This is a genomic window from Burkholderia pseudomultivorans (genome assembly GCF_902499075.1).
Classification (GTDB): domain Bacteria; phylum Pseudomonadota; class Gammaproteobacteria; order Burkholderiales; family Burkholderiaceae; genus Burkholderia; species Burkholderia pseudomultivorans.
Genome location: NZ_CABVPP010000011.1, coordinates 1 through 21713 on the forward strand (window position 1 = coordinate 1; position 21713 = coordinate 21713).

Below are 21713 nucleotides of genomic sequence, written 5' to 3' on the forward strand. Positions count from 1 at the left end.
TGGCGTCCCCTAGGGGATTCGAACCCCTGTACTCACCGTGAAAGGGTGATGTCCTAGGCCTCTAGACGAAGGGGACATAATCTTTTCAGATCTGTCTGACTTTCGCTATTCACTTCTCGTCAACAGCGAAGGCCGAAATTCTAACTGCTTTAAATCGTTTTGTGAAGCATTTATTACCACTCGCGCTTCGCAAACCAATCTAATTTGTTCTGTTGGTGGAGGTAAGCGGGATCGAACCGCTGACCTCTTGCATGCCATGCAAGCGCTCTCCCAGCTGAGCTATACCCCCTTGCAGAACAGAAATGAGATTATATGGACCTACTTTGAACTTGTAAATACCTTTTTGCGAACCGGACGAAATTTTTTGCGGAGCCGCCGTTGATTGCCGCGCGGCGGCCCCGCGCTCGTCCGATCCTCAGGCGAGCGCCGCCTCGATACGCGACACCACGACGTCGCGGTCGAACAGCGCGAGCACCGCGTCGATCGACGGCGTATGCGTCGTGCCCGCCACCAGCAGGCGCACCGGCATCGCGAGCTGCGGCATCTTCAGCTTGTGCGCGCCGAGCGTCGCCTTCAGCGCGGCGGAGATCGCTTCCTTCGTCCAGTCGGCCGCCTTCAGCGCGGCGACGAGCTCGGCCAGTGCCGGCCGCACCGCGTCGGTCACGTGCTGCGCGAGCGCCTCGGCGTCCGGCGCCGGCACGCGGTAGAACATCGCGGCGCCTTCCGCGATCTCCTTGACCGTCGTCGCGCGATCCTTCATCAGCGCGATCACGGCCTCGAGCGCCGGGCCGGCCGCGAGCGCCGCGTCGTCGATCGCGAGCGCGGCGAGGAACGGCTTCGCGAGCGCGGCCAGGCGCGCATTGTCCGCTTCCTTGATGTAGTGCGCGTTCAGCCAGTTCAGCTTGTTGTGGTCGTACTGCGCCGGCGACTTGCCGAGATGCTCGAGATCGAACCACTCGACGAACTGCTCGCGCGTGAAGATTTCCGCGTCGCCGTGCGACCAGCCGAGGCGCGCGAGATAGTTGACGACCGCCTCCGGCAGGTAGCCCGCGTCGCGGTACGCCATCACGCTCATCGCGCCGTGCCGCTTGCTCATCTTCTCGCCCTGCTCGTTCAGCACGGTCGGCAGGTGCGCATAGACGGGCGCCTCGCCGCCGAGCGCGCGCAGGATGTTGATCTGGCGCGGCGTATTGTTCACGTGGTCGTCGCCGCGGATCACGTGCGTGATGCCCATGTCCATGTCGTCCACCACCACGCAGAAGTTGTAGATCGGCGTGCCGTCCGGGCGCGCGATCACGAGATCGTCGAGTTCCTCGTTCGAAATCTCGACGCGCCCCTTCACCGCGTCGTCCCACACGACCGTGCCCGTCAGCGGGTTGCGGAAACGCAGCACGGGCTTCACGCCGGCCGGCGGCTCCGGCAGCACCTTGCCGGGCTCCGGACGCCACGTGCCGTCGTAGCGCGGCTTCAGGCCGGCCGCGCGCTGGCGTTCGCGCAGCGCGTCGAGTTCCTCGGCCGACATGTAGCACGGGTACGCGAGGCCCTTCTCCAGCATCTGCGCGAGCACCTCGCGATAACGGTCCATCCGCTGCATCTGGTAGATCGGACCTTCGTCGAAGTCCAGGCCGAGCCATTGCATGCCCTCGAGGATCGCGTCGACCGCTTCCTTCGACGAGCGCTCGACGTCGGTGTCCTCGATACGCAGCACGAAGGTGCCTTTCATCTTGCGCGCGAACGCCCACGGATAGAGCGCGGAGCGGATGTTGCCGAGGTGGATGAAGCCGGTGGGACTCGGCGCGAAGCGGGTACGGACAGGACGGGTCATAAACGGTAACTCGAACGCCTGGGGCGCATGAATGATTCGACGCGGGATCGACGGCGGCAGCGCGGACAGCAACGGGGCCGGCGACGCCCGGAACGGGAAAGAAGCCGGAATTATACTCGCGCCGGACATCGCGCCAAGCGCGCCGCTTGCTTTATGATGTGCGCGCCGCGGCCGCCTGCCGGCGCCGCGCCGGCCGCGCGCAACCTGTCGCGCCGTCGCTCGGAACCTATCGCCGCGTGCGGGCCGTGTGCCCCGCCGCCCAGCCGCCGGAGAACCATTCGATGTCGTCCCCTCGCCTGTCGCGCCGCCACTTCACGATCGCGTGCGCGTCCGCCAGCCTCGCCGCCTGTACGTCCTTCGGCGGCAAGCCCCGCCCCGACAACGCATCCGGCGCCGCGCAGCCGCATGAAAAGCCGGTGAAGATCGGCATCGCGCTCGGCGGCGGCGCCGCGCGCGGCTTCTCGCACATCGGCGTGCTGAAGGCGCTCGAGGCGCGCGGAATCCCGATCGAGATCGTCGCGGGCACCAGCGCGGGCTCGGTGGTCGGCGCGCTCTATGCGTCGGGGATGAACGCGCTGCAGATCAACAAGATCGCGCTGGACATGGACCAGGCGTCGATCAGCGACTGGGCGTTGCCGTTTCGCTCGCGCGGGCTGCTGCAGGGCGTCGCGCTGCAGAACTTCCTGAACAAGACGCTGAACAACCGGCCGATCGAGAAGATGGCCAAGCCGCTCGGCATCGTCGCGACGGATCTGCAAAACGGCCAGCCGATCCTGTTCCAGCAGGGCAATACGGGGCTCGCCGTGCGCGCATCGTGCAGCGTGCCGTCGGTGTTCGAGCCGGTGAAGATCGGCAACCGCGAATACGTCGACGGCGGCCTCGTCAGCCCGGTGCCCGCGTCGTTCGCGCGCAAGATGGGCGCGAGCTTCGTAATCGCGGTCGACATCTCGGCGCGCCCCGACGGCGCGGCGACCAACAACCCGATCGAGATGCTGCTGCAGACCTTCACGATCATGGGCCAGACGATCAAGACCTACGAACTCGACAAGTACGCGGACGTCGTGATCCGCCCGAACCTCAATGCGATGGGCGGCAGCGACTTCAACCAGCGCAACGCGGCGATCCTCGCGGGCGAGGAAGCGGTCGCGCGCATCATGCCGGAACTGCAGCGCAAGCTCGCGGCGGCGCGCGGCGTAGCCGCCGCATAAGCGCGCACGGCGGCGGCGCACCACGCGCGGCGCGCGCCGCGGCGTCGGCCCCAAAACAAAAACCCCTGCCGCCTTTCGGTGACAGGGGTTTTTTCGATCCAGCCCGCAGCGGACTGCGGCGAACGTCAGTTGTTGCCGTTGTCCGCGTCGTCGCCGATCGTCGCGCGCACGCGCTGACGCAGATCGTCGGCCTTCATCGGGAACTGCGTCTCGATGCGGCGCGCGCCGGTGAAACGCTTTTCCCAGTAGCCGTTGTCGAGATCGTCGACGCGGACCGTGCTGCCGGTCGACGGCGAATGCACGAACTTGTTGTCGCCGATGTAGATGCCGACGTGCGAGAACGTGCGGCGCATCGTGTTGAAGAACACGAGGTCGCCCGGCTTCAGGTTACTCATGCTTACCTTTTCGCCGACGCGGCTCATCTCTTCCGCGCGACGCGGCAGCGACATGCCGAGCGTGTCCTGGAACACGTAGCGCACGAAGCCGCTGCAGTCGAGGCCCGAATCCGGCGAGTTGCCGCCCCAGCGGTAGCGCACGCCGATCATGTTGAGCGCGCTGACGACGACGTCGCCGGCCTTGCCCGCCATGCCGGACAGGAACGACTTCGCGCCGCCGCTCGACGGTTGGGTGCTGGCCTGCTGGAGGGAGGAAGTCGACCCGATTTGAGTCGAATTCGTGACATTTTGGTTAAAACTGCTGACTTCGTCGGCGAACGCGCCGGGAGCTGCTGCGAACAGGGCGCCGATGAACAGCCCGGCGAGGGTGCGCGCGCATGCCTGGGTCAGGGATCGATGCTGCATTGGTCGATGGAATTTGCTTAAAAATCAGCTGATTGGCGGAAAATTTCGGTCGATACTAGCCAGCGCGTAATCGTTTGTCAAAACAAATTAAAAAATTCAATCGAGATAGTCAGACCATTGAGCCTTATCACGCTTTCCAGACCGCTTTCAACAGTTTTTGTGTGTAAGGATGTGACGGTCTCGTGAAGATGTCGGCAACGTCGCCCGACTCGACGATCGCGCCCTCCTGCATCACCGCGACGCGGTGCGCCATCGCGCCGATCACCTCGAGGTCGTGGCTGATGAATACATAGCCGAGGTTGTATTTCTGCTGCAGGTTCGCGAGCAGTTTCAGCACCTGCTGCTGGATCGACACGTCGAGCGCGGACGTCGGCTCGTCGAGGATCAGGATGCGCGGCTCCAGCACCAGCGCGCGCGCGATCGCGATCCGCTGACGCTGGCCGCCCGAGAACTCGTGCGGATAGCGATGCAGCACGGTGCGGTCGAGCCCGACTTCGCGCAGCACGGCGAGCGATTTCGCGCGGCGCGCGTCGGGCGTCAGTTCGGGGCGATGCAGTTCGAGCCCCTCGCCGACGATCCGCTCGATCGTATGCCGCGGCGACAGCGAACTGAATGGATCCTGAAAGACCACCTGCATGTTGGCGCGCAGCGCGGTCTGCTCGCGGCCGCGGTAGGTCGACAGCGCGCGCCCCTGGAACTCGATTTCGCCGTGCGCCGTCTTCTGCAGCCCGAGCAGCGCCATCGCAAGCGTCGACTTGCCGGACCCCGACTCGCCGACGATGCCGAGCGTCTCGCCCTGCCGCACCGACACCGATACGTCGGCCACCGCCGTCACCGGCTGCGTGCCGAACCAGCCCGCGAAGCCCGGCCGCTTGCGCGCGAACTGCACGCTCACGTGGCGCGCGTCGAGCAGCACCGGCGCGATCGGCATCACCGGCGCCACTGCGCGCTGCGGCCGGCTGGCCAGCAGCCGCTGCGTATACGAATGCGCCGGTTCCGCGAAGATCCGCTCGACCGGCCCGCTCTCGACGAGCCGGCCATGCTCCATCACCGCGACGCGCTCGGCGAAGTGCCGCACCAGGTTCAGGTCGTGCGTGATCAGCAGGATCGCCATCCCGCGCTTTTCCGCTTCCTCGCGCTGCAGTTCCAGCAGCAGGTCGACGATCTGCGCGCGGATCGTCACGTCGAGCGCGGTGGTCGGCTCGTCGGCGAGCAGCAGGCGCGGCCGGCACGCGAGCGCCATCGCGATCATCGCGCGCTGCCGCTGGCCGCCCGACAACTGGTGCGGGTAGCTGTCGATGCGCTTGTCCGGCTCCGCGATCCCCGTGCGCGCGAGCAGCGCGACCGCGCGGCTGCGCGCCTGCGCGGCCGTCACGCCGTCGTGCAGCATGATCGTCTCGCCGATCTGCGCGCCGACCGTATACAGCGGGTTGAGCGCTGTCATCGGCTCCTGGAAGATCATCGCGATGTCCGAGCCGCGCAGCCCGCGCATCTCGCGCTCGCTCTTCGCGGCGAGGTCCTGCCCGGCGAAGCGGATCGTGCCGCTCACGTCCGCGTCGCGCAGCAGCCGCAGGATCGACAGCGCGGTCACGCTCTTGCCCGAACCCGACTCGCCGACGAGCGCGATGCGCTCGCCGCGGCCGATCGCGAGCGTCACGTCGTCGACCGCGACCGTGTCGCCGAAGCGCACGTGCAGATGTTCGAGCGACAGCAGCGGCTCGTCCGGCTTCGTGACGATGGCGTCGCTCATCGCTGGCCTCCCGCCGCACGCATCGAGTCGCCGATCCGCGTATCGAGCGCATTGCGCAACGCGTCGCCCATGAAGGTCAGCAGCAGCAGCGTCGCGACCAGCACGCCGAACGTCGACAGCGAGATCCACCACGCGTCGAGGTTGCCCTTGCCCTGCGCGAGCAGCTCGCCGAGGCTCGGCGTCGGCGGCGGCACGCCGAGCCCGAGGAAGTCGAGGCTGGTGAGCGCGAGGATCGCGCCGCTCATCCGGAACGGCAGGAACGTGATCACCGGCGTCAGGCTGTTCGGCAGCACGTGGCGCCAGATGATCTGCCAGTTCGACAGCCCCATCGCGCGCGCCGCGCGCACGTAGTCCTGCGTGCGGTTGCGCAGGAATTCCGCGCGCACGTAGTCGGCGAGCCCGATCCAGCCGAACAGCGACAGCAGCACGATCAGCAGCAGGAAGCTCGGCTCGAAGATCGACGCGAAGATGATCAGCAGGTACAGCTCGGGCAGCGAGCTCCAGATTTCGATCAGGCGCTGCCCGACGATGTCGATGCGCCCGCCGAAGAAGCCCTGCACCGCGCCCGCGGCGATGCCGAGCAGCGTGCCGATCGCGGTCAGGATCAGCCCGAACTCGACCGACACGCGAAACCCGTACACGAGCCGCGCGAGCAGGTCGCGCCCCTGCGCGTCGGTGCCGAGCCAGTTCTCGCGCGACGGCGGTGCCGGGTTCGGCACGTTCGAGAAATAGTTCAGCGTGTCGTAGTAATAGCGGTTCGGCGGATAGACGACGAAGTTGCCGGGTGCGTCGAGCCGCTTGCGCACGTACGGATCGAGATAGTCGGCCGGCGTCGGGAAGTCGCCGCCGAAGGTCGTCTCCGGATACGCATGGAACAGCGGGAAATAGTACTGGCCGTCGTAGCGGACCACCAGCGGCTTGTCGTTCGACCACAGCGGCGCGGCAAGGCTCGCGGCGAACGCGACGACGAAGATCACGAAGCTCCAGTAGCCGAGACGCTGCTGCCGGAAGCGCTGCCAGACGCGGCGCGCGGGCGACGGCGACACGCGCGCGCGGGCCGCGTCGAGACGGGACGACACGAGGGCCCGGTTCATCGCGCACCTCGCCCGGCGGCGCCGGGCATGCGGGCGAACGTGCCGCGCAGCGGCAGGCGGACGGACGGTTTCATGTCAGCGCTCCAGGTTCTCGAATTGAATGCGCGGATCGACCCAGACGTAGCAGAGGTCCGAGACCAGCTTGGTCGCCAGCCCGATCAGCGTAAACAGGTACAGCGTGCCGAGCACGACCGGATAGTCGCGCCGCACGACCGACTCGTACGACAGCAGCCCGAGGCCGTCGAGCGAGAACAGCGTCTCGATCAGCAGGCTGCCGGTGAAGAACGCGCCGATGAACGCGGCCGGAAACCCGACGATCAGCGGCAGCATCGCGTTGCGGAACACGTGCCTCCACAGCACGCGGCGCTCGGTGAGCCCTTTCGCGCGCGCGGTCAGCACGTACTGCTTGCGGATCTCGTCGAGGAACGCGTTCTTCGTCAGCATCGTGACGACCGCGAAACTGCCGACGACCGACGCAGTGATCGGCAGCGCGATGTGCCACAGATAGTCGAGCACCTTGCCGGCGAGCGACAGCTGCGCGAAGTTGTCCGACGTGAGTCCGCGCAGCGGGAAGATCTGCCAGAACGAGCCGCCGCCGAACAGCACGAGCAGCAGCACGCCGAGCACGAAGCCGGGAATCGCGTAGCCGACCAGCACGATCAGGCTCGACGCGACGTCGAATGCCGAGCCGTTGCGCACGGCCTTCGCGATGCCGAGCGGCACCGAGATCAGATAGGTGAGGAAGAAGGTCCACAGGCCGATGCTGATCGACACCGGCAGCTTCTGCACGATCAGCGACCACACGCTCTGGTGGCGGAAGTAGCTTTCGCCGAGATCGAAGCGCGCGAAGCGCTTCAGCATCAGCCAGTAGCGTTCGAGCGGCGGCTTGTCGAAGCCGTACAGCGCCTTCAGCTGCGCGAGCTGCTGCGGGTCGACGCCGGTATGCGCGCGCATGCCGAACGGCACCGCGCCCTGCTCCGTCGCGCCCTTGCGCAATTCCTGCACCGCCTGCTCGACGGGGCCGCCCGGCACGAACTGGATCACGACGAAGGTGAGCGTCAGCACGCCGACGAGCGTCGGGATCATCAGCAGCAGGCGTTTGAGGATGTAGCTCCACATGGGCGTCGACTCGCGATCGATAGGCTGGGTTGGACGGGATGACGGGTCGGCGGGACTCAGCGCTCGGGCTTCGCCCACCAGGTCGACACGACCCAGCCCTCGGCCGAATAGTACAGCGGCAGCGTCTGCGGATAGGCGAGCGTGCGCTTGTACGCGATCCGGTGCGTGGTGCTGTACCACTGCGGTACCGCGTAGTAGCCGTGCATCAGCACGCGGTCGAGCGCATGCGTCGCGTCGAGCAGCTCGTCGCGCGTCTGCGCGACGGCGAGCGCGTGCAGCAGCGCGTCGACGGCCGGCGACTTCAGGCCGATGATGTTGTCGGAGCCCGGCTCGTCCGCGAACTTGCTGCCGAAGCGCGCCAGCTGCTCGGCGCCCGGCACCTGCACGCCCGGGTAGCGGACCGTCGTCATGTCGTAGTCGAACGCGTCGAGGCGCTTTTGCAGCAGCGCGTAATCGGCCGTGCGAAAGCGCGCGTCGATGCCGAGCTTCGCGAGATTGCGCTGGTAGGCCGTCACGACCGGCTCCATCGACGCGCCCGAGTCGTCGAGGATCTCGAACGCGAACGGCTGGCCCTGCGCGTTGCGCAGCGCGCCGTCGCGGTAGGTCCAGCCGGCCTGCGCGAGCAGCGCGCGCGCCTTCAGCAGGTTCGCGCGCAGCGAACCGGGCGGGTTCGTGTCGGGCTGCGCGACCATCGGGCCGAACACGGCCGGGTCGAGCTGCGCGCGCAGCGGCTCCAGCAGCTTCAGCTCGCCGGAGCTCGGCATGCCGGTCGCCTGCAGGTCGGTATCGGCGAAATAGCTGTCCAGGCGCGTGTACGCGTTGTAAAACAGCTGGCGGTTCAGCCATTCGAAGTCGAACGCGAGATCGAGCGCCTGCCGCACGCGGACGTCGCGAAACAGCGGACGACGCAGGTTCATGAAGAAACCCTGCATGCCCGCGCCGTTGTGCTGGCGAAACTCGCGCTTGACGAGCTCGCCGCTGTCGAAGCGCTTGCCGACGTCGCGCCGCGTCCAGTTGCGCGCGATGTATTCGACGAGCACGTCGTACTCGCCGGCCTTGAACGCCTCGAGGCGCGCAGTGCCGTCGCCGTACAGCTTGTAGACGATCCGCGCGAAGTTGTTGGTGCCGACCCGCACCGGCAGGTCGGCGCCCCAATACGCAGGGTTGCGCCGATAGGTAATCGTGCGGCCGTTGTCGTAGCGTTCGATCAGGTAAGGGCCGCTGCCGATCGGCTGCTCGAATGCAAGCTGGTCGAACGGAATGCGCGAGCCGTCCGCGCGCAGACCCCACTTGCGCGAGAACACCGGCACGCCGCCGGCGATCAGCGGCAATTCGCGGTTCGCGCTGCGGAATTCGAAACGCACGGTCGCCGGATCGACCACCACCGCCTTGTCGATCTCCGCGAAATACGCGCCGAACTGCGGCGCGGCGAGCTTGCTCTTCAGCGTGTCGAACGAAAACTTCACGTCGTCGGCCGTGACGGGGTCGCCGTTCGAGAAACGCGCGCGCGGATTCAGGTGGAACGTGACCGACCGGCGGTCCGGGGCGACCGCGATGTCGTCGGCGAGCAGCCCGTATGCGGAAGCCGGTTCGTCCGAGCTGCCGGTCGTGAGGCTCTCGAACAGCATGTCGATGCCCGGCGCCGGGTTGCCGCGCATCGTAAACGGGTTGAACTTGTCGAACGACGTCAGCCGGTTCGGGTTCGCAAGCACCAGCGTGCCGTCCTTCGGCGCATCGGGATTGACGTAGTCGAAATGCCTGAAGCCCGGCGGATACTTCGGCTCGCCGTACTGCGCGATCGCATGGGCGGCATGCGCAGCCGGCGCGGCAAGCGCCGCGTGCAGCACCAATATCGCTGCCGCGCGGCCGGCGGCACGTACGGCCCGCGTCGCGCCGAAACGCACGCGGGCGGCGGCCGGGGGCGAACCCATCGTCATAGAGGCCCTGTCGGTCGATTAAGGGTAGTAACGTTGAGCGATTCTACCCATTCAAATCGACTGCGAGCCATCCGGCCGCCATTCGGGTGTGGTTTCGGACCGCGAACCCGCGGCAGCCTGCGACGCCGGCCTCATGCGGCAAGGCCATCAGGCCTGCGACCAAGTCTCGTGCCGCAAGTCGTGGCGGCCGCCCGTCACCCGTTCCACACAAAGGAAAACCGCCTCGAGGGCGGCTTCGTCACGAACGTGCACGTGTCATGTCACCCGTGCACGAGCGGTCGATCAACGCCAGCCGTTGTGACGGCCGTGATCCCAATGACCGCCGCCCGGGCCGCGGCCGTGGCGCCGGTACCACTCGTCGCGCCCCCAGTAGCGATGGCCGTCCCAGTAGCGATCGCCATGCCAGCCGATCACGATTGCCGGTGCCGGCGCGTAGACGGGCGCCGGCTGATAGACGACCGGCGGCGGAGGCGGCGGCGCATACACGGGTGCGGGCGCGACGTAGACCGGAGCCGGCACGCCGAGATTGATCCCGACATTGACACCCGCCATTGCTGCGCCCGACACGAGCAAGGCCGTCATACCGGTCAAGAGCGAGGCAACACGCAAGGTCTTCATGGATTCCTCTTCTGGGGTTGTTTGATGTGTGATTCGACTATAACGGCAAGCGTCGCCGCCGCATATTTCAAGTTTGTAAGAACTGATGCGCAGAATCGCAACACGACGCATCCGCTAACGTCTTGTAACAATCGACGGCCGGCGAAGACGCGCGGGCGCTTTTCCGCATGCCGCAGCGCCCTTCCCGGCGCGGCATTCGCACGGGCCGCGCGCCGAATCATACCGCCCGCGCACGCCGACGCCGCTACGCGCGTGCCGCAACGGACGAAAAAAAAGCGGCACACGCGTGCCGCTTCCCGTTACGCGCGCAATGCGCGGCGATATCGCTCAGCGCGACATCATGTTCATGCTGACGTTGTGCATCACCCACAGTGTGCCGACGATCAGGATCGCCGCGGTCAGCACCGTATAGCTGAACGCCATCACGTTCCAGCGCTGCCCCGACGAGCCGTTCATGTGCAGGAAATACACGAGATGCACGACGATCTGCACGAACGCGAGCACCGCGAGCGCGACCAGCGACGCATGCGGCGACAGCACGCCGCCCATCACGAGGCCGAACGACGCGGCCGTGAGCAGGACCGACAGGATGAAGCCGGCGACATACCCGCCGACGCTGCCGTGCCCTTCTTCGAGTTGAGACGAATGCGAATGGGCCATTTAGATCACGCTCGCAAGATAGACAAAGGAAAACACGCAGATCCAGACGATGTCGAGGAAGTGCCAGAAAAGGCTCAGGCACGTCAGACGCCGCAGGTCGCGATCGGTCAGGTCGCCGCCGCGACACACGATCTGCGCGGCCAGCACGACCATCCACAGCAGGCCGGCCGTCACGTGCAGCCCGTGCGTGCCGACCAGCGTGAAGAACGCCGACAGGAACGCGCTGCGCTGCGGACCGGCGCCTTCGGCGATCAGGTGCGAGAACTCGCGCAGCTCCATCGCGAGAAACGCCGCGCCGAGCACGAAGGTCACCGCGAGCCAGCCGAGCAGCGCGCCGCGCCGCTGCTGATACGCGGACAGCATCGCGAAACCGTAGGTGATGCTCGACAGCAGCAGCGCCGCGGTTTCGACCGCCACGCCCGGGATGTCGAACAACTCCTTCGCGGTCTGGCCGCCCGCATACTGATGGCCGAGCACCGCGAAGGTCGCGAACAGCGCCGCGAAGATCACGCAGTCGGTCATCAGGTACAGCCAGAAACCGAACACCGAGTGCGACGGCGGATGGTCGTCGTGCTCGAGCAGGGTTGCGCTCAGGGTTTTCTGCAACATCAGTTGGCCTCCAGTTCCACGTCGTCGACACGCGCGGCCACGCGCTTCGTCGATTGCTTCTCTTCGATCTTCCACACCGTCGACGCGGGGATGTAATAGCCGTCGTTATCGCGCGAACTGTAGACCACGAGCGTCGCGACGATGCCGACGAGCCCGGCGATCGCCAGCCACCAGATGTGCCACACCATCGCAAAGCCGAGCACCAGGCTGAAGACGCCGATCACGAGGCCCGCGCAGGTATTCGACGGCATGTGGATGTCGCGGAACGTCGCCGGGTTCGGTCGGCCGTCGCCGCGCGCCTTCATGTCCGCATACGCGTCGAGCGTGCGCACCTGCGGAATCACCGCGAAGTTGTAGTCGGCCGGCGGCGACGTGGTCGCCCACTCGAGCGTGCGGCCGCCCCACGGATCGCCGGTCGTGTCGCGATAGGCCGGCAGGTTGCGGTTGCGGATGCTGACGACGAGCTGCAGCAGCTGGCAGCCGATGCCGATCGCGATCAGCACCGCGCCGAACGCGGCGACCAGCAGCCACGGATGCCATGCCGGGTTGTCGTAGTGGTTCAGGCGGCGCGTCATGCCCATGAAGCCGAGCACGTACAGCGGCACGAACGCGACGTAGAAGCCGACCTGCCAGAACCAGAACGCCGCCTTGCCGAGCTTCTCGTTCAGCTTGAAGCCGAACGCCTTCGGGAACCAGTAGTTGAAGCCCGCGAGATAGCCGAACAGCACGCCGCCGATGATCACGTTATGGAAATGCGCGATCAGGAACAGGCTGTTGTGCAGCACGAAGTCCGCGCCCGGAATCGCCATCATCACGCCGGTCATCCCGCCGATCGTGAACGTGACCATGAAGCCGATCGTCCACAGCACGGGCGTCGTGAATTCGATCCGGCCGCGGTACATCGTAAACAGCCAGTTGAACACCTTCACGCCGGTCGGGATCGCGATGATCATGGTCATGATGCCGAAGAACGCGTTCACGTTCGCGCCCGAACCCATCGTGAAGAAGTGATGCAGCCACACGAGGAACGACAGCACCATGATCGCGCAGGTCGCGTACACCATCGTCTTGTAGCCGAACAGCGGCTTCTTCGAGAACGTCGAGATGACTTCCGAGAAGATCCCGAACGCCGGCAGGATCAGGATGTACACCTCCGGATGGCCCCACGCCCAGATCAGGTTCAGGTACAGCATCGCGTTGCCGCCGGCTTCGTTCGTGAAGAAGTGCATGCCGAGATAGCGGTCGAGGCCGAGCAGCGCGAGCGTCGCGGTCAGGATCGGGAACGACGCCATGATCAGCACGTTGGTGCACAGCGCGGTCCACGTGAACACCGGCATCTTCATCAGCGTCATGCCGGGCGCACGCATCTTGATGATCGTCACGAAGAAATTCACGCCGGTCAGCAGCGTGCCGACGCCCGAGATCTGCAATGCCCACAGGTAATAGTCGACCCCTACCCCCGGGCTGAACTGAAGCTCCGACAGCGGCGGATAGGCGAGCCAGCCCGTCTGCGCGAATTCGCCGATCACGAGCGAGATGTTGATCAGGATCGCGCTGACGGCCGTCATCCAGAAGCTCAGCGAGTTGATGAACGGGAACGCGACGTCGCGCGCGCCGATCTGCAGCGGCACGATCAGGTTCATCAGGCCGACCATGAACACCATCGCCATGAAGAAGATCATGATCACGCCGTGCGCGGTGAAGACCTGGTCGTAGTGATGCGGCGGCAGATAGCCGGGGCCGTTGTACGCGAGCGCGAGCTGCATGCGCATCATGATCGCGTCCGCGAAGCCGCGCAGCAGCATGATCAGCGCGACGATGATGTACATCACGCCAAGCTTCTTGTGGTCGACCGTCGTCAGCCACTCGGTCCACAGCCATTTCCAGCGGCCGGTGATCGTCAGTGCGGCGAGAATGCCCAGCACGACCAGCCCCATGAAGGCGCCCGCCCCCATGATGATGGGCTGATCGAACGGGATCGCCGAGAGTGTGAGTTTGCCGAACATGCGTTACCCCTTCGTGCCGCAGGCGGCGTCCTTCAGGTCGAGGACGTGGCCATCGTTGTATTTCGCGATGATGTTGTGGAACAGCCGCGGATCGACCGTCGAGAAGTAGCGCACCGGCGCCTTCTCGCTCGGCTGCGCGACCGCGCCGTAGGCGGTCGCGTCGAGCCGGTCGGGCGACGCCTTCACTTTCTGCACCCATGCATCGAACTGCTCGCGCGGCTCGGCGAGCGTGCGGAACTTCATGTCGGAGAAGCCGCGGCCGCTGAAGTTCGCGGACGTGCCCGCGTAGTTGCCGGGCTCGTCGGCGATCAGGTGCAGACGCGTCTGCATGCCGGCCATCGCATAGACCTGGCCGCCGAGCTGCGGGATGAAGAACGAGTTCATCACCGAATCCGACGTGATGCGGAAATTCACCGGCGTGCCGACCGGAATCGCAAGCTGGTTCACCGACGCGATGCCGAGTTCCGGATAGATGAACAGCCATTTCCAGTCGAGCGCGACGACCTCGACGTCGATCGGCTTCACCGACGACTCGAGCGGCTTGTACGGATCGAGCTCGTGCGTGGTCTTCCACGTGAGCACGCCGAGGAACAGGATGATCAGCGTCGGCACCGTCCAGATCACGACCTCGATCGCGGTCGAGTGCGACCAGTTCGGCGCATAGGTCGCCTTGCGGTTCGACGCGCGATAACGCCACGCAAACCACAGCGTGAGCAGGATCACCGGCACGACGACGATCAGCATCGCCCATGTCGAGGTCGCGATCAGCGCTTTTTCCGCCGCGCCGACGCTTCCTTTCGGATTTAGTACATCTAAATTACAACCTGACAGACTTAAAGCCGCGCCGATTGCCATCAGCGCCGACCAGCCTGTTGAAGCTCTTCTTTTCATCACACTGCCCGAGAGTCATTGAATCCGTTGCGTACGCCCGATGCGCATTCGATCCACGAAAGTGGCCGAATCATACGTCGCGCGAGCGCAATGAAAAATCGATTGATGCGGCAAATCATCATTGCGGAATCTGCGGTGAGTCATAGTGTCGCGGGGGAATTTCGCGCAGCCGGAAGCCGGCTCGGCGCCCAGGGCGCCGGCCCACGATCGATGCGCGCGCAACGACCGCGCCGTCGTCCGGCGCAGCATTGCACACGCATGGTGCATCGCGCTCAGCCGTGAGCCGACGCCATGTACGAAGGTTGCGCGGGCGCGGTGTCGTCGCCCGCCGGGACCTTCGAATGACTTGCCTCGTCGAGCAGGCGCCCGACGGTCGGATCGATTGCGTCGGTGAACGGCTTCGGATAGACGCCGACCATCAGCACCACCAATGCAAGCGACGCGAACATCATGATCTCGCGACGGCTCAGGTCGGCGAGCTGCGCGATGCGCGGGCTCGACACCTTGCCGAACACGACGCGCTTGAGCATCCACAGCGTGTACGACGCGCTGAAGATCAGCGTCAGCGCCGCGAGCGCGCCGATCCAGAAGTTCAGGCGGATCGCGCCCATGATCACCATGAACTCGCCGACGAAGCCCGACGTGCCCGGCAGGCCGACGTTCGCCATCGAGAACAGCAGCACGAAGATCGCGAAGCGCGGCATCACGTTCGCGACGCCGCCATACGCGGCGATCTCGCGCTGCTTCGTGCGATCGACGAGCACGCTCACGCAGAGCAGCATCGCGCCCGCGACGAAGCCGTACGACACGAGTTGCACGATCGCGCCTTCGACGCCGATCCGATTGAACAGGAACAGCCCCAGCGTGACGATCCCCATGTGCGCGACCGTCGAATACGCGAGCAGCTTGCCGAGATCGGTCTGTGCGAGCGCGACCAGGCTCGCGTAGACGATCGCGAACAGCGACAGCGAGATCACGGCCGGCGCGAAGAAATGGCTCGCGTCGGGCGTGATCGGCAGCGCGAAGCGCAGGAAGCCGTAGCCGCCGAGCTTCAGCATCCCGAGCATCAGCGCGGCGCCCGTCGGGCCGTCCGTGTAGACGTCGCGCAGCCACGTATGCACGGGCCACATCGGCACCTTGACCGCGAATGCCGCGAAAAAGCCGAGGAACACCAGCAACTGCGGCGCGAAGCCGAGCTGCAGCGTGCGCCATACCGTCATGTCGAACGTATGCGACTTCGCGTACAGATACAGGATCGCCATCAGCAGCAGCAGCGAACCCGCGAACGAGATGAAGAAGAACTTCACGGCTGCATGGATGCGATGTTCGCGCCCCCACGTGCCGATCAGCAGGTACAGCGGGATCAGCGTCGCCTCGAAGAAGATGAAGAACAGCAGGCCGTCCTGCGCGACGAACACACCGACCATCAATCCCGACAGGATCAGGAACGACGCGTAGTACTGCGCGACGCGCACCGTGATCGCTTCCCACGACGCGATCACGACTACGAGCGTCGTGAAGGCCGTCAGCACGACGAGCCACAGCGACGCACCGTCGACACCGACACGCCACCCGGAGCCGAACGCCGCCAGCCAGTCGCGGCTTTCGACGAACTGCATCGAGGCCGAATGCGGAGCGAAGCCCGCGACGAGCGGGACGACCGTGGCCAGCCCCGCGATCGCGCCCGCCAGCGCGATCAGCCGCGTCCGTCGCGGATGCTGGTCGGAACCGGCACGCAGCAGGCACGCGCCGAACAGGATCGGAACCCAGATAGCCAGGCTCAGAAAGGGAAAATCATGCATGTCAACAGGGCCTAGAGTGGGTCGCGCACGGCATCGGGAACGCGCACGACGAAAGAAACGAAACCGAAACGACAGGTAGATTTCGCGAATCGCCGTTGTTGGCGAAATGTAAAGCGGCATCGAACGAAAACTTGACGCCGCTCAAACGCAATCGGGTTAACCAGCATAAATCGGTTGATTATTTTCTGCATCGCAGCAAAGCGTCGTTTTTTCGCGGCATCGCAGACTATTGATTTGAATGTGTAATTTTTTGTATTCTGCGGGGACGTGCTTCGGGGAAATCGGTGCGATGCGTCATTTTTGACGCGATCGCGGGGACGCAAGGGGTCGGAATGTTGCGAGCGCAACCATCATCACCAGCGGTTCCGGGGCGCCGGCTTCCTTACGACGACAATTACATTTTTATTTCGATTCGTGCCGATTTTTGCGCTGATCTGAAATGGTGTTTTGCACGCGATAGCGGATGTCGCGGGGCAATCGCGATCATCGGTCCATCGGCATGCCGCCTGACGCGCACAAAAGAAAAACCCCGCCTGCGCGGGGCTCACGATGCAAAACGGGAACACGGCCCGCCCGGGCCAGTCGCCGCCGCTACCGCTCATGACTCAAGCGGTCCCACACACGCATCGTCACTGCGCGATAGTGGTTGTGCTGCGCGGGGAAGTGAACGAAGCGGCTGTCGCGCGTGGCGTAAACCGGCGAAGCGGCCAACGTCATCGCATCGACGATGTAGCGCGCGTCGATCATCCCGGACTCCAGCAGTTCGACATAGATCGCCTGCTGGTCGCCGCCGCTCGCATAGACGGACGAACGGTCGTCGAAGCTCTCGATGCGCGCGCAGATCCGCTCGACCAGTGCCCGCATCGGCGCCACGTTGCGCACGCCGATCATGCACGAGTTGACCGCCCACGCCGTGTGATCGGTGCCGATCACGAAGTCGCGCGCCGCGATCACGCTGTCGACCGGCTGGCGCTGGTCGATCGCCAGAATATCCGCGTCGACCCAGAACACGAAATCGTGATGCGGCAGATGTTCGCGAATCAGATGCAGTTTCGCCCAGTTCGCATCGACGCCGTCGGGCAGGAACGCGGGCGGCGTGCGATACGCATGATATGCATAGCCGTGCCGCGTGCAGTAGCGGACGAAGTTCTCTTCATGAAGGTCGCCATAGCCGGCGATGGGCGAGGTATGCAGGCTCACGAACGCAATCCGTGCGCCGGGATTCACATGCCGCTCCAGCTCGCGCGGACGCTGCTGCGCGGCGCGCCACTCGCCCATCGCGTCCGGATGCTCGCCGCGCTGGAATCGCTCGGCATCGTCGACGAGCGCCTGCACGTAGCGGAAATCGTAATCGACGGCCGGCACCCACGCACCGTCGACCTGTCGCCACTCGGGTGCATGGTGCGCAACGAGCGGCTGGGCGCCGGCGATCGAATCGATCGCGAGCCCGTCGAACCATACCGTCTGCGCCGACGCGAAATGGCCGTTCTCGAGCCGCACGTCGAACGGCAGTGGCGGAAAGCATTGCGCGAGCAGCGTCGCCTCGCAGTCGTGCCGCTGCTCCGGCATGTGCATCGCCCATGCGCCCAGCGTCGCGATCAGCGCGCGCAAGCGTTCGCGCACTTCGGGCGTATTGCGAAAGATCATCCCGCTCGCCGCGGGCAGCGACGAGCGGGACGCCTGCGTCGTGACGATCGCATCGTAGCCGTGCGCGACATCGGGCAGCGGATGCGGACTGTACACGACCGAAAACGGGTCGAGCACGAGCAGCACGGCACCCTGCTCCATCGCGACCAGCTGCCGGGCGATCGCGTGGTACTTGTGCAGCACCTGTTGACGCTCGCCGTAGACATGCGTGCCGTCGACGATCGCATGCGCGTAGCCGTGGCGTCGCGCGTAGCGCTCGTGGTTCGCGACGAGGCCGTCGACGGGGCGATGGGAAAGGAGAGTCAGTACGGAATGCATCGGGGCGGCATGCGCGACGTTGAGTCGTGTCAAACGATACACGATATTGGGTGGGGTGCCGGCAAGCGGCCGAGCGGAATTGACGGGCGCTCCCTGTCGACAAACTCGACGCCGCGCTGAGGGCGAACACCACGACCCAAAAAGAAAAAGCCCCACAAGTCCGAAAACTTGCGGGGCTTTGTCACCGCTTTTGGCGGAGACGGAGGGATTCGAACCCTCGATCCAGGTTTTGGCCCAGATGCTCCCTTAGCAGGGGAGTGCCTTCGACCTCTCGGCCACGTCTCCCAAACTTTCGCTCGCACCAGGGAGGCAGTGCGACGAGAACGAAATAATATAGGGTTTCGAACCGCTCGTCAATTTCCGTGATGCATTTTCTTCGATGCATCACGAAAAATTCACGATGCCTGGTCGAGTTCGAATGCCTTGTGCAACGCGCGAACGGCCAGCTCCATGTACTTCTCGTCGATCAGCACCGAAATCTTGATTTCGGACGTCGAGATCATCTGGATGTTGATGCCCTCTTCCGACAGCGTGCGGAACATCTTGCTCGCGACACCGACGTGCGAACGCATGCCGACGCCGACCACCGACACCTTCGACACCTTCGGGTCGCCCTGCACCGTCTCGGCGTTCACATGGCCCTTCACCTGGTTCGTGAGGATGTCCATCGCCTTCTGATAGTCGCCGCGGCCGACCGTGAACGTGAAGTCCGTCTTGCCCTGCACGCTCTGGTTCTGGATGATCATGTCGACGTCGATGTTCGAGTCGGCGACCGGCCCGAGAATCTGATACGCGATGCCCGGCTTGTCGGGCACGCCCATCACCGCAATGCGGGCTTCGTCGCGCTGGAACGCGATGCCGGAAATGACTGCCTTTTCCATGGTCTCGTCTTCTTCAAAAGTAATCAGGGTGCCCGAGCGCATTTCTTCGTCGAGCGCAATCAGCGGATCGGTCAGGCTCGACAGCACGCGCGTCTTCACCTGGTATTTGCCGGCGAATTCGACCGAGCGGATCTGCAGGACCTTCGAGCCGAGGCTCGCCATTTCCAGCATCTCCTCGAACGTCACGCGGTCGAGGCGGCGCGCCTCTTCGACCACGCGCGGATCGGTCGTGTAGACGCCGTCGACGTCCGTGTAGATCAGGCACTCTTCGGCACCCAGCGCAGCCGCGACCGCCACCGCCGACGTGTCCGAGCCGCCGCGGCCCAGCGTCGTGATGTGACCGTCCGGATCGACGCCCTGGAAGCCCGTGATGATCACGACCTTGCCGGCGTTCAGATCGGCCTTCACGCGCTCGTCGTCGATCGAGTGGATGCGCGCTTTCGTGAACGCGCTGTCGGTCTTGATCGGCACTTGCCAGCCGGCGTAGCTCACCGCTTCGACGCCGATTTCCTGCAGCGCGATCGACAGCAGGCCGACGCTGACCTGCTCGCCCGTCGACGCGATCATGTCGAGCTCGCGCGGGCTCGGCTGGCTCGAAATCTCTTTCGCAAGACCGAGCAGACGGTTGGTTTCGCCGGACATCGCGGACGGCACGACCACCATCTGGTGCCCGGCCTGATGCCATTTTGCGACGCGTTTCGCGACGTTCTTGATGCGCTCGACCGAGCCCATCGAAGTGCCGCCGTATTTGTGTACGATGAGTGCCATTGTCGTTCTGAACTGGAGGAGAGACCGCACGGGCGCGCTGGGCAGACCGCGTTGCCGTTCGGTCACGCGGCTTGTGGCTGTGGACGGACGACGAGAGGAACGGCTGGGACGCAACACGCAAGCGTGACGGATTTTGCCCGGAAGGCCGATCAGGCCGCGCAAACCGGGTACGTCACGCGGAAAACCTGCACAAATCGCTCAAAAATCGAGCCGAGCAAACGACCGAGCGTACCCGATAGACGCCCGCTTGACAAGCCGCTCGCCGCGCCGGCATGCGTTCCGGCGCTGTTCCGACGCGCCATCGCTGCGCCAAGCGCCTGCGTCGATCGAGTCAGGTCATGCGATCAGCAGGTCGGGCCGCCACTCGATCCGGCGCCAGCCGTCGTCGGCCGACAACTGGCCGTCGAACAACCCGCCGTCGCGGTTTACGCCGAGCCGCGGCACATAGATCAGGCGCTCGCCCGCGAACAACAGCGGCACGTCGCGCTGCCACGCCGGCACGCCACGCTCCTGGAACAGATTCTTCAGCGTCCGACCCGGGCCGCCCGGCGACGTGCGCATCCGCTCGCCGCCCGCGCGGGCACGCGCCACCAGCGTCGCGCCGCGCAGCAGCGTCTCGGGCAGTGCATCCTCGCTGCCCGGAATGCCCGGATCGGCCGGCGCAAACACGAACGTGCCGCGCCACGCGGGCAGATGCCAGACCTCCTGCCCGGCCCAGACGAGCGACGCGTCCGCGTGCGGCGTGCCGGTGCCGTCGTCGGCCGGGTCCGCGCTGTCGCCCGCCTCCCAGTAGACCATGTCGCGGTAGAGCCGCAGGCACTGCCCCGCATGATCGACGCGCAGCGCATGCGCGTCGTGCGCGTCGCGCAACTGCCGCATCATGCTGGCGAGCCGCGCGGCCGAGGCGCCCGGCAGGCCGAGCGTGCGCATCCAGTAGCGCAGCAGATTCGCGCCGCGCTCGTCGTCGAACGCCATCAGCGCATCGCGCGACAGCGCGCGGCCGTCGTCGCGCGCAACGCCGGCGAAATCCAGTTCGGCGAGATCGTCGAGCAGCCGCTGCGCGGCGGCCGCATGCTGGGCCGCGCGGCCCAGCGCGTCGCGAAAGCCCGGGAAGTGCACGGCCAGCGCGGGCAGCACGTCGATGCGCAACGCATTGCGCGCGTAACGCGTATCGCCGTTCGATTCGTCATCGATCCACGCGAGTTCGCGCCCGGCCGCGTAGCGCTCCAGTTGTGCGCGCAACAGTCTCAGCAGCGGCCGCACGCGCTCGACGCACGCGCCGTCGGGACGATAGCGCGGCGCCATCGCGGCCAGCCCGGCGATTCCCGCACCGCGCAGCAGCTGCAGCAGCACCGTTTCCGCCTGGTCGTCCGCATGCTGGGCGATCCACAGCGCGGCCGCACCGTGGCACTCGCACATCGCGTCGAGTGCCGCATAGCGGCGCTCGCGCGCGCTCGCCTCGATGCCGAGGCCGCTGTCGCGCGGCACCTCGACATGCATCGCGTCGAACGCGACGCCGAGCCGTGCGGCGGTCGCTTCGGCATGCGCGACCCACGCATCGGCGTTCGCGCTCAGTCCGTGATGCACGTGCAGCGCGACGCAGCGCGACGCGCCCGCGACGCGCACGGCCGCGTCGAGCAACACCGTCGAGTCGAGGCCGCCGCTGTAGGCAATCGCGATGCGCGCATCGGACGGGACGCCGGAAAGCGCAGCGCCGACCGCATCGAGGACGACGCGGTCGGCGGAGAATTCGGTCGGGGGAATCACGGAGCGGGCGTGC

16 protein-coding genes, 3 tRNA genes and 1 pseudogene are annotated in these 21713 nt (G+C 65.7%); 2 read left to right on the forward strand and 18 right to left on the reverse strand.

Annotated elements, in window-relative coordinates; translation table 11 throughout:
* From BST28156_RS10360 to gltX, 3 genes are all read right to left on the reverse strand, one after another.
* A tRNA-Glu gene (locus tag BST28156_RS10360) sits at window positions 1–76 on the reverse strand.
* Between the two features lie 137 nt (window positions 77–213).
* Window positions 214–289: transfer RNA gene (locus tag BST28156_RS10365), tRNA-Ala, on the reverse strand.
* A 126-nt stretch (window positions 290–415) separates the two neighbouring features.
* Complete coding sequence (gene gltX / locus BST28156_RS10370; protein ID WP_060245234.1) at window positions 416–1825, reverse strand: glutamate--tRNA ligase; 1410 nt, start codon at window positions 1823–1825, stop codon at window positions 416–418.
* 281 nt (window positions 1826–2106) lie between these two features.
* Between gltX and BST28156_RS10375 the strand changes: the two genes are divergently transcribed.
* Window positions 2107–3033 carry a patatin-like phospholipase family protein gene (locus BST28156_RS10375; protein WP_060245317.1) on the forward strand — a complete coding sequence of 309 codons (927 nt, stop codon included), beginning with the start codon at window positions 2107–2109 and terminating at the stop codon, window positions 3031–3033.
* A gap of 125 nt (window positions 3034–3158) precedes the next feature.
* Here the strand turns inward: BST28156_RS10375 and BST28156_RS10380 are convergent, their stop codons facing one another.
* From BST28156_RS10380 to BST28156_RS10445, 14 genes are all read right to left on the reverse strand, one after another.
* Window positions 3159–3833: a C40 family peptidase gene (locus BST28156_RS10380; RefSeq protein ID WP_060245235.1), complete on the reverse strand. Its 675-nt coding sequence runs from the start codon at window positions 3831–3833 to the stop codon at window positions 3159–3161.
* Window positions 3834–3960: 127 nt separating this feature from the next.
* Window positions 3961–5583: an ABC transporter ATP-binding protein gene (locus tag BST28156_RS10385; protein ID WP_174902139.1), complete on the reverse strand. Its 1623-nt coding sequence runs from the start codon at window positions 5581–5583 to the stop codon at window positions 3961–3963.
* Complete coding sequence (locus BST28156_RS10390) at window positions 5580–6677, reverse strand: ABC transporter permease (protein ID WP_060245237.1); 1098 nt, start codon at window positions 6675–6677, stop codon at window positions 5580–5582. Before BST28156_RS10390 ends, BST28156_RS10385 begins: the two co-directional genes overlap by 4 nt.
* Window positions 6678–6752: 75 nt before the next feature.
* Window positions 6753–7796 (reverse strand): microcin C ABC transporter permease YejB, encoded by a 1044-nt coding sequence (locus BST28156_RS10395; RefSeq protein ID WP_174902140.1) that lies wholly within the window; start codon window positions 7794–7796, stop codon window positions 6753–6755.
* Window positions 7797–7852: 56 nt separating this feature from the next.
* Entirely contained in the window at window positions 7853–9733 is a 1881-nt protein-coding gene (locus BST28156_RS10400) for an extracellular solute-binding protein (protein WP_174902141.1), read from the reverse strand.
* 282 nt (window positions 9734–10015) lie between these two features.
* Entirely contained in the window at window positions 10016–10351 is a 336-nt protein-coding gene (locus BST28156_RS10405) for a hypothetical protein (protein ID WP_060245240.1), read from the reverse strand.
* 327 nt (window positions 10352–10678) lie between these two features.
* A complete protein-coding gene (gene cyoD / locus BST28156_RS10410) occupies window positions 10679–11011 on the reverse strand; it encodes a cytochrome o ubiquinol oxidase subunit IV (RefSeq protein ID WP_009692722.1) in 333 nt (110 codons plus the stop codon).
* The gene (gene cyoC, locus BST28156_RS10415; RefSeq protein ID WP_060245241.1) at window positions 11012–11620 is read right to left on the reverse strand and encodes a cytochrome o ubiquinol oxidase subunit III; all 609 of its coding nucleotides are present in this window, start codon (window positions 11618–11620) and stop codon (window positions 11012–11014) included. It abuts the gene before it with no gap.
* Complete coding sequence (cyoB, locus tag BST28156_RS10420; protein ID WP_174902142.1) at window positions 11620–13626, reverse strand: cytochrome o ubiquinol oxidase subunit I; 2007 nt, start codon at window positions 13624–13626, stop codon at window positions 11620–11622. The genes cyoC and cyoB overlap by 1 nt, the downstream gene beginning before the upstream one ends.
* A 3-nt stretch (window positions 13627–13629) precedes the next feature.
* On the reverse strand, window positions 13630–14517 hold the full coding sequence (gene cyoA, locus BST28156_RS10425) for a ubiquinol oxidase subunit II (protein WP_174902143.1): 888 nt from the start codon (window positions 14515–14517) through the stop codon (window positions 13630–13632).
* 272 nt (window positions 14518–14789) lie between these two features.
* Window positions 14790–16319, reverse strand: a complete 1530-nt coding sequence (locus BST28156_RS10430) for a complex I subunit 4 family protein (RefSeq protein ID WP_174902144.1) — start codon at window positions 16317–16319, stop codon at window positions 14790–14792.
* 591 nt (window positions 16320–16910) lie between these two features.
* Window positions 16911–18284, reverse strand: a complete 1374-nt coding sequence (locus tag BST28156_RS10435) for a glycosyltransferase family protein (protein WP_174902145.1) — start codon at window positions 18282–18284, stop codon at window positions 16911–16913.
* 191 nt (window positions 18285–18475) lie between these two features.
* Window positions 18476–18569 (reverse strand) — tRNA-Ser (locus BST28156_RS10440).
* A gap of 110 nt (window positions 18570–18679) precedes the next feature.
* Window positions 18680–19933, reverse strand: a complete 1254-nt coding sequence (locus tag BST28156_RS10445; protein ID WP_009692732.1) for an aspartate kinase — start codon at window positions 19931–19933, stop codon at window positions 18680–18682.
* Here BST28156_RS10445 and BST28156_RS35170 point away from each other — a divergent pair.
* Window positions 19916–20153, forward strand: a pseudogene (locus BST28156_RS35170) (hypothetical protein); the annotation flags it as partial. The gene BST28156_RS10445 and the pseudogene BST28156_RS35170 overlap by 18 nt on opposite strands.
* Before the next feature lie 116 nt (window positions 20154–20269).
* Here BST28156_RS35170 and tilS read toward each other — a convergent pair.
* Complete coding sequence (tilS, locus tag BST28156_RS10450; protein ID WP_174902146.1) at window positions 20270–21700, reverse strand: tRNA lysidine(34) synthetase TilS; 1431 nt, start codon at window positions 21698–21700, stop codon at window positions 20270–20272.
* Window positions 21701–21713 lie beyond the last annotated feature (13 nt).

Coding starts and splice junctions, on each gene's coding strand:
- gltX (WP_060245234.1), bottom strand. CDS start 1,825: ATGACCCGTCCTGTCCGTACCCGCTTCGCGCCGAGTCCCACCGGCTTC.
- BST28156_RS10375 (WP_060245317.1), top strand. CDS start 2,107: ATGTCGTCCCCTCGCCTGTCGCGCCGCCACTTCACGATCGCGTGCGCG.
- BST28156_RS10380 (WP_060245235.1), bottom strand. CDS start 3,833: ATGCAGCATCGATCCCTGACCCAGGCATGCGCGCGCACCCTCGCCGGG.
- BST28156_RS10385 (WP_174902139.1), bottom strand. CDS start 5,583: ATGAGCGACGCCATCGTCACGAAGCCGGACGAGCCGCTGCTGTCGCTC.
- BST28156_RS10390 (WP_060245237.1), bottom strand. CDS start 6,677: ATGAACCGGGCCCTCGTGTCGTCCCGTCTCGACGCGGCCCGCGCGCGC.
- BST28156_RS10395 (WP_174902140.1), bottom strand. CDS start 7,796: ATGTGGAGCTACATCCTCAAACGCCTGCTGCTGATGATCCCGACGCTC.
- BST28156_RS10400 (WP_174902141.1), bottom strand. CDS start 9,733: ATGACGATGGGTTCGCCCCCGGCCGCCGCCCGCGTGCGTTTCGGCGCG.
- BST28156_RS10405 (WP_060245240.1), bottom strand. CDS start 10,351: ATGAAGACCTTGCGTGTTGCCTCGCTCTTGACCGGTATGACGGCCTTG.
- cyoD (WP_009692722.1), bottom strand. CDS start 11,011: ATGGCCCATTCGCATTCGTCTCAACTCGAAGAAGGGCACGGCAGCGTC.
- cyoC (WP_060245241.1), bottom strand. CDS start 11,620: ATGTTGCAGAAAACCCTGAGCGCAACCCTGCTCGAGCACGACGACCAT.
- cyoB (WP_174902142.1), bottom strand. CDS start 13,626: ATGTTCGGCAAACTCACACTCTCGGCGATCCCGTTCGATCAGCCCATC.
- cyoA (WP_174902143.1), bottom strand. CDS start 14,517: ATGAAAAGAAGAGCTTCAACAGGCTGGTCGGCGCTGATGGCAATCGGC.
- BST28156_RS10430 (WP_174902144.1), bottom strand. CDS start 16,319: ATGCATGATTTTCCCTTTCTGAGCCTGGCTATCTGGGTTCCGATCCTG.
- BST28156_RS10435 (WP_174902145.1), bottom strand. CDS start 18,284: ATGCATTCCGTACTGACTCTCCTTTCCCATCGCCCCGTCGACGGCCTC.
- BST28156_RS10445 (WP_009692732.1), bottom strand. CDS start 19,933: ATGGCACTCATCGTACACAAATACGGCGGCACTTCGATGGGCTCGGTC.